Source organism: Streptomyces sp. NPDC085524 (assembly GCF_044541755.1).
Lineage (GTDB): Bacteria > Actinomycetota > Actinomycetes > Streptomycetales > Streptomycetaceae > Streptomyces.
The window spans coordinates 53,266-64,580 of record NZ_JBITTH010000040.1; the positions used below are offsets into that span (position 1 = coordinate 53,266).

General features: G+C 72.3%; 9 protein-coding genes and 1 pseudogene. 4 read left to right on the top strand and 6 right to left on the bottom strand.

Annotation, left to right across the window (positions count from 1 at the left end):
- Positions 1-145: 145 nt before the first annotated feature.
- Positions 146-3,136: a BTAD domain-containing putative transcriptional regulator gene (locus ACIGFK_RS39180; protein ID WP_400055639.1), complete on the bottom strand. Its 2,991-nt coding sequence runs from the start codon at positions 3,134-3,136 to the stop codon at positions 146-148.
- A gap of 564 nt (positions 3,137-3,700) precedes the next feature.
- On the opposite strand from ACIGFK_RS39180, the gene ACIGFK_RS39185 reads away from it, so the two are divergent.
- Positions 3,701-4,531 carry a hypothetical protein gene (locus tag ACIGFK_RS39185; protein WP_376657189.1) on the top strand — a complete coding sequence of 277 codons (831 nt, stop codon included), beginning with the start codon at positions 3,701-3,703 and terminating at the stop codon, positions 4,529-4,531.
- Between the two features lie 147 nt (positions 4,532-4,678).
- Here the strand turns inward: ACIGFK_RS39185 and ACIGFK_RS39190 are convergent, their stop codons facing one another.
- Together ACIGFK_RS39190 and ACIGFK_RS39195 are read right to left on the bottom strand one after the other, a co-directional pair.
- A complete protein-coding gene (locus ACIGFK_RS39190) occupies positions 4,679-4,894 on the bottom strand; it encodes a hypothetical protein (protein ID WP_400055641.1) in 216 nt (71 codons plus the stop codon).
- Between the two features lie 4 nt (positions 4,895-4,898).
- Positions 4,899-5,792 carry a helix-turn-helix domain-containing protein gene (locus ACIGFK_RS39195; RefSeq protein ID WP_400055642.1) on the bottom strand — a complete coding sequence of 298 codons (894 nt, stop codon included), beginning with the start codon at positions 5,790-5,792 and terminating at the stop codon, positions 4,899-4,901.
- Between the two features lie 404 nt (positions 5,793-6,196).
- On the opposite strand from ACIGFK_RS39195, the gene ACIGFK_RS39200 reads away from it, so the two are divergent.
- A complete protein-coding gene (locus ACIGFK_RS39200; RefSeq protein WP_400055643.1) occupies positions 6,197-8,041 on the top strand; it encodes a VWA domain-containing protein in 1,845 nt (614 codons plus the stop codon).
- A gap of 198 nt (positions 8,042-8,239) precedes the next feature.
- Here ACIGFK_RS39200 and ACIGFK_RS39205 read toward each other — a convergent pair whose 3' ends face one another.
- Complete coding sequence (locus ACIGFK_RS39205) at positions 8,240-8,515, bottom strand: hypothetical protein (RefSeq protein WP_376662019.1); 276 nt, start codon at positions 8,513-8,515, stop codon at positions 8,240-8,242.
- A 147-nt stretch (positions 8,516-8,662) separates the two neighbouring features.
- Here ACIGFK_RS39205 and ACIGFK_RS39210 point away from each other — a divergent pair, with 147 nt between their 5' ends.
- On the top strand, positions 8,663-9,271 hold the full coding sequence (locus tag ACIGFK_RS39210; RefSeq protein ID WP_400055645.1) for a hypothetical protein: 609 nt from the start codon (positions 8,663-8,665) through the stop codon (positions 9,269-9,271).
- 40 nt (positions 9,272-9,311) lie between these two features.
- Here ACIGFK_RS39210 and ACIGFK_RS39215 read toward each other — a convergent pair whose 3' ends face one another.
- Positions 9,312-10,028: an SDR family oxidoreductase gene (locus ACIGFK_RS39215; RefSeq protein WP_400055647.1), complete on the bottom strand. Its 717-nt coding sequence runs from the start codon at positions 10,026-10,028 to the stop codon at positions 9,312-9,314.
- Positions 10,029-10,170: 142 nt separating this feature from the next.
- Here ACIGFK_RS39215 and ACIGFK_RS39220 point away from each other — a divergent pair, with 142 nt between their 5' ends.
- Positions 10,171-11,118, top strand: coding sequence for an AraC family transcriptional regulator (locus tag ACIGFK_RS39220; protein WP_376662022.1), 948 nt, complete (start codon positions 10,171-10,173; stop codon positions 11,116-11,118).
- 63 nt (positions 11,119-11,181) lie between these two features.
- Here the strand turns inward: ACIGFK_RS39220 and ACIGFK_RS39225 are convergent.
- Positions 11,182-11,315: pseudogene (locus ACIGFK_RS39225) on the bottom strand (TetR family transcriptional regulator); the annotation flags it as partial.

Below are 11,315 nucleotides of genomic sequence, written 5' to 3' on the forward strand. Positions count from 1 at the left end.
TCACGCTGCTCCGCGTCCGCGATCAACGGGCTTGCCCCCTCGTCCTGTCACTTGCCGTCGCTTGCTCTCGCTCGCTCGTCTCAGGTGCATTGTCCTCGATGCACCGCCCGTCATGATCATCGGGGTGGTGCCGGCCCGCGCGGACTCAGCCCTGGGCGGGCACTGCCGTCAAGGCGTGCCGGACGGCCTGTTCCGCGGGCATGGCTGCGCCCGCCTCGTGCGCCGTCCGGTAGCGCTCCTGGGTGGTCCGTTCCCGCAGCCGCCGATCCAGCTGCGCCAGCCGGGGAAGCCCCACCGGGGTCGGCTCCCGTCCGGTCGACGCGCGCAGCGCGGTCGCCGCGGCCAGGAGGGTGACGGCGCGCTCCGGGGCCGTCCCCTCCGCCGCGATGCCCGCCGCGGTGAAGAGGGCGTCGACGGCGGGCATCCACAGCCCCTCGTCCAGACAGTGCCGGAGCGCCAGCCGCAGGTGATCCACACCGCGCCGGGCCTCCCCGGCCGCGTAGAGGTCACGGGCGTGCTGGGCGTGGCGGCAGGCGGTGGCGAAGAGGTCGTCCCCGGTGTCCGTGTCGTGCAGGGCCGCCGCGGACAGCTGCGCCGCCCGGGCGGGCTCGCCCGCGTAGAACGCGACCTCGGCCTGGGCCCACCGGGTCATGGCCAGGTCGTCGCGGGCTCCGTAGCGCAGGAAGACGTCCTCGGCGCGCGCCAGGTGCTCGGCCGCCCGGGAGATGTCGCCGAGGCTGCAGCGGGCGAGGCCGGCGGGGATGCGGGCCCGCGCGGCCTGGAACTCCGAGCCGTACAGAACGACCGCAGCCAGCACCTCCTCGCCGAGCTGCACGGCCTCGGCGCAGCGGCCCTGGAGGCAGCGGGCGATGGACAGCTGGGCGAGCGCCTCCAGTTGCGTACCCGGATCGCCGCACTCCTCGGCCAGCGAGGCGGCCCGCGCGAGCAGTTCTGCGGAGTCGGCCACGTCGGTGCTGTGCGAGACCAGCCCGGCGGCGAGGAGGGCCCGCGGCCGGGCGGCCGGCGGCGCGTCACCGAGCCGCGCGAGCGCCCGTTGCACCCACTCCTTGCCTTCCCCGGGCAGGCCGACCCAGAGCCAGGACACCGCACCCACGAGGGTCATGCCCACCTCCGGGTCGCCCCCGTCCAGGGACCAGTCCAGGGCCGCCCGCAGATTGGCGAGTTCCTGCCGGAGCTGCTGCTTGAGCTCGAAGGTCTTCCCGGCGGTGCGGCCGGTGCCGTCCAGGGTGACCTCGACGGCACGCGCACAGTAGTGGGCGGCGTGGCGGGCGCGGCTCGTCCGCTCCTCGCCGAGTGCCCGCAGCCGCCGTGCCGCGAACTCCCGGACGGGTTCCAGCAGCCGGTAGCGGGTGGCGTGCCCGCCGGCCGGTGCGGGGACGACCAGTGAGCGCTCGACCAGGTCCCGCAGTACCGTTTCCGTCTCCCAGACGGCCGCCACCGCGTCGTCGGCGGGGGCAGTGGTCGGGCTCACGACGGCTGCCGCGGCATCCGAGGTGAAACCGCCGGCGAAGACGGACAGCCGGGCGAAGACGTGCCTCTCGTCGTCGGTCAGCAGCCGGTGGCTCCAGTCGATGGCGGCGTGGAGCGAGCGGTGCCGGTCGGGCGTGGAGCGGCGCCGGGCCAGCAGGTCCGGCTGCCGGTCGATGCGGTCGGCCAGCTCAGCGACCGACAGCAGCCGCAGCTGGGCGGCGACGAGTTCGAGGGCGAGGGGCAGCCCCTCCACCGCCCGGCAGATCCGCGCGATGTGGGGTGCGGTGTCGGGGGTGACCTCGAGCCCGGGTGCCAGAGCGGCGGCCCGGTCGAGGAACATCTGCCCGGCCGCCGAGCCGCCCAGGTCCTCGGGAGCGTCCCCTGCGGGAACGGACAGCGGCTCGACCTGGCGTACGGCCTCGCCGGGCACGGCCAGCGGCTCCCTGCTGGTCGCCAGCACGTGCAGGCCCGGGCAGCGCGTTGTCAGCAGGCCGGCGAGCCGGGCACAGGCGTCCAGTACGTGTTCGCAGTTGTCCAGGACCAGCAGGGCGCGCAGGTCTGCCAGCGCCGCGGTCAGGGTGTCCACCAGCGGCCTGCCCGGCCCGGCCGGCACCCCGAGCGCCGCCGCGACGGCCGCCGGGACCAGGTCGGGGCGCGTCACGTTGTCGAGCTCCACCGTCCAGACGCCGTCCGGAGTGCCGGGGCCCGCCGCGCGGGCCGCGACCACGAGCGCGAGCTGGGTCTTGCCGACACCGGGCGGTCCCACCAGCGTCACGAGCCGCCGGCCGGCGACCAGCGCCGCCGTCGCGGCCAGGTCGTCGTCCCTGCCGAAGAGGGCGACGCGTACGGGACCGGGCACGGCGGACGAGGTGCGCGGGGGAGCGGGCTCCGCCGCGGGGAGGGCGGGATCCTGGGTGAGGATCCGCTGCCGCAGGTCGGCCAGGGCGGGGCCGGGGTCCACGCCGAGTTCGGCGACCAGCGCCTGCCGGGCGTCGTCGAAGGCGGTGAGCGCCTCGGCGTGCCGCCCGGCCCGGTGCAGGCCGAGCATCAGGAGCCGGTGGGCCGGCTCCCGCAGCGGATGCGCCGCGACCAGTGCCCGCAGCTCGGCGATGAGATCGGGGCGCGGTGCGAGGCGCAGCTCGGCGTCGAGGCATTCCTCCAGGACTCCGAGGCGTACCTCGCCCAGCCGGGACGCCTCGGCCTCCAGAACGGGCGAGGGCAGACCGTCGAAGGCCGTCCCCCGCCACAGGGCCAGCGCGGCGCGCAGCCGGCGAACCCCCTCGGCGGGACGCTGTCCGGCCGCTTCGCGTCCGCGTTCCACCTGCTCGGTGAACTGCCAGAGGTCACAGCGCAGCACCCGCGTCGACAGCGCGTAGCCGCCGGGCTGCGTCTGCAGCGGCTGCTGTACGGCGCCACCCGCGGACAGGGCCCGCCGCAAGGACGACACCAGCGCCTGGAGCTGCGCCCGGGCGGTGGCGGGCGCGGCATCGCCCCAGGCGGCCCCGACGAGCCGCTCGGCGGAGACCGCCCGCCCCTCGTGCAGGGCGAGGACGGCCAGCACGGTCCGGGCCCGCCCGCCGGGGAGCGCGACCGGCTGGTGGTCGTGGTCCAGCAGCTCCAACGGCCCCAGCAGCCTCAGCTCCACGTGCCCGGCCTTCCTCTCCCCGACCCGCCTCTCCCCGTCCGCATGCGCGCACTGTGCCAGAACCGCCGGCGAGCGTCGTCGGGGGCAGCTGGATCGAGCCATGGGCATGCCATGGCGAAACCGGGGCCGAACCATGGCGGCGCCCGGGAGGGTTCTGGCGCGGGGACGGATCCGCATCGAGCGGTCGGAGGTTCTGTGGGGTCCTTCGGCCTGGGCGGATCCGGCGTACGGCAGGTGACGGCGCCGAGCACGGGGGTCTCGGCGCCGCCACCGTCCCGCCGATCGCCGCACCGGCTGACGGAGCGTCGCGGTTCCTGGTGGTACGCGCTGCCGAGCCGGCCCGACGCGGGCCAGGACTCCGGCCGGGGTCCTGGCGCCGCGGCGTCGGACGCCGAACCGCACTGGCCCGTAGGGGCCGCATTCGGCTGTTCGGCCCACGAAACGAGCTGCAGTGCCGGGCGTCGTGGGCATCGGAGGTCTGCAGCCTGTGATCATGTGGGCCTTGGTTGCAGGTGATCGACGAGGAGGTCCAGGCCGGTCGCGGGGCGGGTGCGCCGCGGCTGTGTGACGCTCCTGGAACGCACTGTGGGTGATGTGGTGGACTGGTTGACCTCGCTGCCGGCGGCGGTGCTGGTTGTGGGCTGGCTCTTCCTTGCCTTGCTGGTCGCGGCCGTGGCCCGGGTCGGCGTCCGGGCACTGGTACCGGCCGGAGAACAGGACCGGGTGCCGCAGATCGCCATGCCCCTGATGCCCACGCTCGGGGCTGCCTTCGCGATCTTCGCGGCGCTCTCGCTGGCCAGCGAGGCCGGCTACCTGCGCGCAGCGGAGGGGCTGGTGAGCGACGAGGCGGCCGCGGCCTCCCGCCTGGCGTGGGCGGCGACGAGCCCGCGCGTCCGGTCGGAGCCGATCCATGCGGCGCTGCAGGACTACCTGAAGACCACACGTGCCAGGGAATGGGACGGTGAACTCGTGTCGTCCGCCGACGACCCGGCCACCGCTCGCGCCATTGCGCGGCTGGAGCGGAGCGTGCGCGCGGAGGCGGCCCGGCCCGAGCTGGGCTCCCCGGCCAGCACGGAGCTGCTGGTCTCCCTGGACAGCGTCACCAGCGGTCGTCGCGCCCGCGTCGCGGCGGCTTCGCGTGACGTTCCCACGCTCTACGTCGTCACGCTCGTGGCCAGCGGACTGGCCTTGATCGTGAACGCCGGCGCATTGATCTTCCACAGCAGCCTGCGAACGTCGCTGCTCGTCGTGGGTGTTGCGAGCGTGGTCGGGCTGAGCCTGGCCTTGCTCTTCGCGCTGAGCGCGCCCTGGAGCGGACCGTTCATCGTGAGCGGCCATCCGATCGATGCGGTCATCGGGGACCTGAGGTCCGGCTTCTTCGGCGGCGGGCCGTAGGGGTTCGAGGAGGCTCGGTCTCGGGGTACGTGCAGGTCGTCACCGACGCCGGCACCCGCCTGGTCGTCGCCTCGGCCCGGCCCGTGTCGGGCCGGGCCGCGAGTCATACCGAGGCCCCTCGCGCAGCTGGGGCTTCGGGGACCGCTCTCATCCCAGTGCAAGCCAGGTGATACCCAGCCGGGAGATCTTGCAGGACTCCTCCGGCTCCAGCGGCTCACGTCCGAGGGCATCGGCCAGGTCGCTCCCGTGCACGGCGACTTCGAAGACCCGCGTCAGCATGAAGTCGGCGAGCAGCATCGCGTCGCCGTGCCGTGTCCGCACCACGCGGCGCTCCGACTCCTTCCGGGTGAGGTCCGTGATCATCACGTTATCGGCCCGCCCGGGTGTGGTTCCCGACCGCCGTTGGAGCCCTCAGTTGTTTGTCGCTGCGCGGCAGCTCCTGCAGAACCGGGACTCCAGGTGTGTAGAAGCTCAGATTGATGCGGGCTCCGGGGGCTGTGACCGGTTCGGCCAGGCAGGTAGTGACCCGGCCCGGGCCGTGGACGGCGTGGCGGATGGGGAGCTCGGAGCCGTCGAAATAGGGAATGGGGGCCGCTGCATGCTCCCGGTAGAGCGGGCCGCTCACGGGGTCGTTGAGGACGTCGTACGCGAGACGGCCGAGGGCAGGATTCTCCGGGCGCAGCTCCACGCTGTGCTTCAGGTGGGGCATCATGGCCGGCGCCCAGTGGGTCTCCCAGTGCATCAGGACGTCGGTGCGGGCCTCGTGGTCCAGGAGCAGCCAGCGCATGATGTTGGCGGGGGCTCGCCCGCCAGGGAACAGGCGTCGGTAGTCCTCGTTGTGGACGATGACGTTCCATTCGGCGTCGTTGACGAACGCCAATGCACCGTGGATGTGGTCGGCGACCCGCTGCCACGCTTCGGCTATGGACGTCCCCGAGCTGCCGTGCAGGGCGTGAGGCGGGCTCTCCTTGCGGGTGATCAGCCACAGGAAGGCCCACTCCTGCTCGTCCAGCCGCAGGGTCCGGGCGACTGAGGTGAGGAGACCGGCGCCGGGGCTGGAGAGCTGACCGTTCTCGAACCGGTTGTACGTGCCCGCGGTGCGCGTGAGCAGCACGTCCATCTGCTCCTGGCTGAGACCTGCAGCCCGTCGGCCGGGACCGGGCCGCCGTCCGGGGAACCCCACGCTCACAGGGTCGATCGCGGCTCGGCGTGCCTGAAGGATCCCCTTGAGGCGGCCCCGGTCACCGGCCGACGTATCCATCCGACACCTTCCGCTCGCGTTGCGCCCGGGCAGCAGCCACGGCGGCCCAATTATCTGCACGTACAGACCCTGGAAAGGATGATCACACAACGTAAGACTTGCCTCTGGGGCCTTCCGCAGAAACAGTGCAGCTGAAAAGCGAGTTGGCGTCCATGACCCTCGTCGATAATCCGGCGTTTCGGGTATGGCGGCAATCGCCACGCCGGCAGCGGGCGTTGAGGCCTGAGGCCTGAGGCCTCAACGCCGTGCGTTTGCGGAAGCGCCCAGCACCATGCACGTCGTTCGCGGGACGGAGCCCGAACGGAACGAATCCCTCTTCCGACCCCGATCGGCACGTGCCGAGGAGCCGTTCGACAACCCTCCGGGAGATCACCTTCATGTATCCGAGACCACGCCGGCGACGCGTGCTCGCTGCTGTTTCCGTATTGATGCTGGGCGCGCTCCTGTCGTCGACGGCGACCGCGAGTGCCGCTCCCGCGCGGCCCGAGGCTCCGGAGCCTGCCCGGATCGACCTGGTTCTCGACCTGTCCGGGTCGATGAACGACAACGACGCCGGTGGCCAGACCCGCCTCGCCGCAGCCAAGCAGGCAGTCACCCGGATCATCGAGACCGCCCCCGAACAGGCCCCGCTGGGACTGCGCGTCTACGGAGCCACCTACCCCGGACAGGACAAGAAGCAGGGCTGCACCGACACGCAGCAGGTCCTGCCGGTCACCGCGATGGATGCGGCCGCGCGCGCCGACGCCAAGAACCGCGTCGAGGGGTTCACGGCGGTCGGCTTCACCCCGATCGGCCATGCGCTCCGCGAAGCCGCCAAGGACCTGGGCACGAGCGGGGCGCGCCGCGTCGTCCTGGTATCGGACGGGGACGACACCTGTGCGCCGCCGCCCCCGTGCGAGGTGGCCCGCGAACTCAAGGCACAGGGAATCGACTTGGCCGTGGACGTGGTCGGGTTCCGGACGCCCTCCTCGGCACGTACGCAGCTGAGGTGCATCGCCGACGCGACCGGCGGGTCGTACGCGGACGCCGAGGACGCCGACTCGCTGACCGCCAATCTCGGCACGCTGTTCCGCAAGGCGTGGCGGACGTACCACGCGAGCGGAAAGCCGGTCGAGGGCTCCCTCAACGGCTGCCAGGACGCTCCGCTGGTCACGCCCGGTCAGTACCTGGACGAGTTCACCGGTGGTCGCGACCTCTACTACAAGGTCAAGAAGCGGCCGGACCAGCGGCTCCAGGTGAGTGCCACGGCCGTCGCGGAGGAGGGGTACTCGCGCGGCGCCATCATCACCGTCGCCGCCGGACCTGCGGGCAACGGCAAACCCAGCACCTGGCTGCGGGAGTTCTCGCAGTCGATGGGCTGGGCGAACGTCATCTCCACCGGAGGCCGCAGCAAGCCCGGAGCGGGCAACGAGACGCCCGCGCCGGACGACACCGGCTGCATCGTGGTGGAGAACGGGATCACCAAGTCCGGCGACAAGCCGATGCCCGTCGAGCTTCTCGTCGGCATCGCCGGCGCGACGACCCAGGGGGCCGGCGCGCGGACTCCGGCGCCCCGTACCGGGGCCGACGCAGAGGGTGGCTTCTCCTTCAACAGCGCCACCCCGATCGGACCGGGCAGCCACCGGCAGTCCATCGCCGTCGGTGAGGCCCCGTTCTGGCGGGTGGAGGTCAAGGCGGGCCAGAAGCTGACCGTCACGGCAGGTGTGGACACCCCGGCCGACTTCCCCAGCTCCACCCCCTCCGGATGGGCCGTCACCGTCTACAACTCCCAGCGCGAGTCGACGCAGTGCAACGACGACCAGCGCTCCGCTGAGCTCTTCACCGGCAGGACCGGGCACTTCGAGCGGGTCTGCGGCCCCTGGGACATCACCGATCAGGGCGACGCGAAGAGCTCCGACTCCAAGGGATACGACGTGCCCGGCACGTACTACATCCAGGCGCAGGTCGCCGAACCGGACCCGCGGGCGAAGGGCGTCGTCGTACCGATCTCACTGAAAGTGGACGTCTCCGGCACGCCGCGAGCGGGGAACAGCCCGGTGTTCTTCTTCGGTGACGACACAGCCCAGGGCCCCTCCCCGTCCGGTGCGAGCGGGGCCGCCGAGCAGAGGGGGACCGGCGGTACGACGGCCTCCGCGAAGGACGACGACTCAGCTGTGGGCAGGCTCGCGCTGCCGGCTGGTGCGGGCGCCGGAATCCTCCTGCTCGGCGGCATCGCCTTCTACATGCTGAGGCGCCGCCGGGCGACCTGACGGCGCCGCGCCGCCGCTTCCCCGTGCGGACAGCGGCGGCGCGGGACTCACGCGCCGTCGCATCACGTACGGCACGGCCCAGGGCCTCATCCCCCTCGCCGGCACCGACCAGGGAAGGTACCCGACGGGATCGCCGTACTGAACAGTGAGACCGAGTGGACCGGCTACCCCCCTGTCCTTCGCCGAATGGCTGTACCGCTACCTGACCGGCGAGGAGACGTGCGGATGGAACAGCGCGGTCTTCCCTCCCGGTCCCGTGCATCGGGAACTCCGCCCCACGGGACCCGGACAGCGGACGGCCGACGGGGCCGTGCTGCCGTTGCCGGGCCGGCCGTCGCCGTTCCTGCCCCAGGGCTTGACGGTGCCGTCCGCGCTCAGGGCCAGAACATGGGCACAGTCCACCGATACGGTCACGACGTCGGCGAGGTCCTTGACCTGGTTCAGCGGCGACCAGCGGACGGTCGTGGAGCGCATCCAGCCCGGAGAGGTCCGCTGGGTGGAGCTGCAGCCCAGCCGGGAGCGCGTCGAGGTGTGGTCGGTGAGCGGAAAGGACGACTACCGGCTCCGCCGGACCGGCGGCCACCGGACATCCCGTGGAACGGGGGGACATAGAGTGCGGCCATGGAAGAGATCCCCTGGTTCGAGTACGACGCGGACGACCTGGACCCCGCGCAACGCGCGTTCGTGGACGTCCTGGCCGCACGCGCGCACTCGTGGCCGGGGGACCCGGTTGACACGGCCGTGGTGCCTCCGGAGCACGACCACGACCGCGACCGCGAGCTGATCGTCTGGCTGGACGTCGTCGATCCGCAGCGCAATCAGGGAATCCTCATTGTGGGCGCCCACTTCAACGGATCCGCCGTCCACGCGGACAAGCTCCACAACCAGACCTTCTCACTGCCGGAGGAGGCGACCGAGTTCACCTTCACGGCTGCCGGAAACCCGGCAGAGCTGGGAGAACGGACGGCTGATTGGTTCGAGGCCATCCTCGTGCGTCCCCTGGTCCGCTGCGCATGGCAGCACGAGGGCAAGACCTACGCCGTCCGCTACGAGTTCGCCGATACGGGCCGAGGCCTCGTCGAGAGCTTCAACGACGCCCTCGCACCCCGCCGGCTCCGGGAGCGCCTCGCCGCAGAAGGCATCGTCCGGGGCCGGGGCCGGATCAATCGCGCCCACCTGGGCGAGCCAGACCTGATCGAACCGGTGGGAGGCGGCGGCCCCGGTCAGTAGCTGCGGCGTTGCCTCCTTGGCTGTTGCGGTGGCGCCGGTGTCACACCAGTGCCGCGCCGCCGTCCACCGCGAGCGTGGTGCCGGTGACGTAGGAGTTGGCCAAGACGAAGAGATAGGCCGCCGCGGCTTCCTCGGCAGTGCCGACGCGCCGCGTGAGCAGATCGGACCCGGCGTCCCGGAGGAAAGCCTCCGGGTCCGGGACACTGCCGTCCCACAGCTCGGTACGGATCACACCGGGCTGGATCACGTTGACGCGCACAGGGGCGAGTTCGACGGCGAGTGCCCGGGACAGGGCCTCGATGCCGCCGGTGATGCCTGCCGTGAGCGCGGTGCCGGACAGGGGGCGGATCGCGAGGACGCCGGAGCTGAAGGTGATCGAGCCGCCTTCGCGCAGTCGCGGTGCGGCGTACTTGGCGGAGAGGAACGCGCCCCAGAACCGGCGCTCGAAGACGGCCCTGGCCTCCTGCGGGGCGGTGTCGACCAGCGGCTTGATCAGCAGGGATTCGCCCGCGGTGTAGACGAGGTGGTCGAACTCCCCGACCTGCTCGAAGAACGCGGCGATGGCGTCGCCGTCGGCGACGTCCAGGCGGCGGCCTTCGGCCGGCTCGCCCAGCCGCTTCGTCGCGGCGGCCACGCGGTCCTGATTGCTGGAGGCGACCACGACGTGCGCGCCGGCCGCCGCTGCCTGACGGGCTACCTCGAAGCCGATGCCGGAGGTTCCACCGATGATCACGATCTTCTTGCCGGCCAGAGACATGGGATCCATTCCTTCGTCGATGCGGTGCCGGGGTCCGGCACCGCCATGGCAAGAACGTACGTCTCCACAGTGAGACGATGAATGCCTTGAAGTCTTGATTCCCTGTCATATCGTCTCGCCCGACAGGCGCTAGGGTGGCGCCATGGACATCTTGAGCGACACCCTCGAAGTCCTGCGCACGGGACGCCCGATGGTGACCCGCACCGATGCGCACGCCCCGTGGGCCCTGAAGTTCCAGCCCGTCTCAGGAGCCGGATTCCACGTGGTCGTGGAGGGACACTGCCACCTGCTGCCCGCGAACGGCCGGCCGCTCGCGCTCGGCCCCGGCGACATCGTGTTCCTGCGGCGCGGCAGCGGGCACACCCTGTGCGACGTGCCCGACCGCGCTCCGGCGGACTTCGTACCGGAGCGCGTGGACCGTTCCTCGCCCATCGGCCGGGTCGTCGTGGACGGACCGGGGCCGCGCACGGTGCTGGTGTGCGGCGCGTACGCGATCGACGTCGATCGCCCGCATCCGCTGTTCAGCGATCTGCCGGAGGTGATCCACCTCCCTGCGGTTCCCGGCCGCCACCCGGTCCTTCGCTCGGCGGTCGACCAGCTGTGTGCCGAGTTCCATGCGCCGCAGCCGGGCTCGGACGCGGTCGTCACGGCGCTCGTCGATCTGCTGCTGCTGTACATCCTCCGGTCGTGGTACGCCGAACTGCCGAAGGAGCGGACCCGGGGTTGGGCGGCCGCGTTGACCGACCCGGCCGTCGCCCCGGCCCTGAAGGCGATCCACGACGATCCCGGCCATCCCTGGACCGTGGAGTCTCTGGGCGCGTGCGCCGGGCTGTCCCGCGCGGCGTTCGCCCGCCGCTTCGCCTCGGTGGTCGGCGAGCCGCCGTTGACGTACCTGACCAACTGGCGGATGGCCACCGCGGCGCGGCTGCTGCACCGATCGCCCACCCCGCTCGGCACCATCGCGCAGCACACGGGGTACACGTCGGAGTTCGCCTTCGCCAAAGCCTTCAAACGGCACTTCGGATCGCCGCCGGGGGCCTACCGCAAGCAGTCCAAGGCGGCAGGGGGCCAACCGCGCGGACACAACTGACGGGGGGCCCGGTCGACCTGAGGGTGCCCCGTCCGAGGTACGGGCCGGCCGGGACGTGGTGGTTCAGGCGATGGCGAGCCGGTCCACCACCAGTGCCACCCTGCGTTCGGTGTCCTCCCGCGGGAGCCGTCCTGCCCGGGTCAGGGTGGCCAGTCCGTGCAGGGCCGCCCAGAAGGTTTCCGTGAACAGCCCCGGGT

Excerpts from the sequence above, each read along its gene's own strand:
- ACIGFK_RS39190 (WP_400055641.1), bottom strand. The coding sequence starts at position 4,894 with ATGATCACGGACCTCACCCGGAAGGAGTCGGAGCGCCGCGTGGTGCGG.
- ACIGFK_RS39195 (WP_400055642.1), bottom strand. The coding sequence starts at position 5,792 with ATGGATACGTCGGCCGGTGACCGGGGCCGCCTCAAGGGGATCCTTCAG.
- ACIGFK_RS39205 (WP_376662019.1), bottom strand. The coding sequence starts at position 8,515 with ATGCGCTCCACGACCGTCCGCTGGTCGCCGCTGAACCAGGTCAAGGAC.
- ACIGFK_RS39210 (WP_400055645.1), top strand. The coding sequence starts at position 8,663 with ATGGAAGAGATCCCCTGGTTCGAGTACGACGCGGACGACCTGGACCCC.
- ACIGFK_RS39215 (WP_400055647.1), bottom strand. The coding sequence starts at position 10,028 with ATGTCTCTGGCCGGCAAGAAGATCGTGATCATCGGTGGAACCTCCGGC.
- ACIGFK_RS39220 (WP_376662022.1), top strand. The coding sequence starts at position 10,171 with ATGGACATCTTGAGCGACACCCTCGAAGTCCTGCGCACGGGACGCCCG.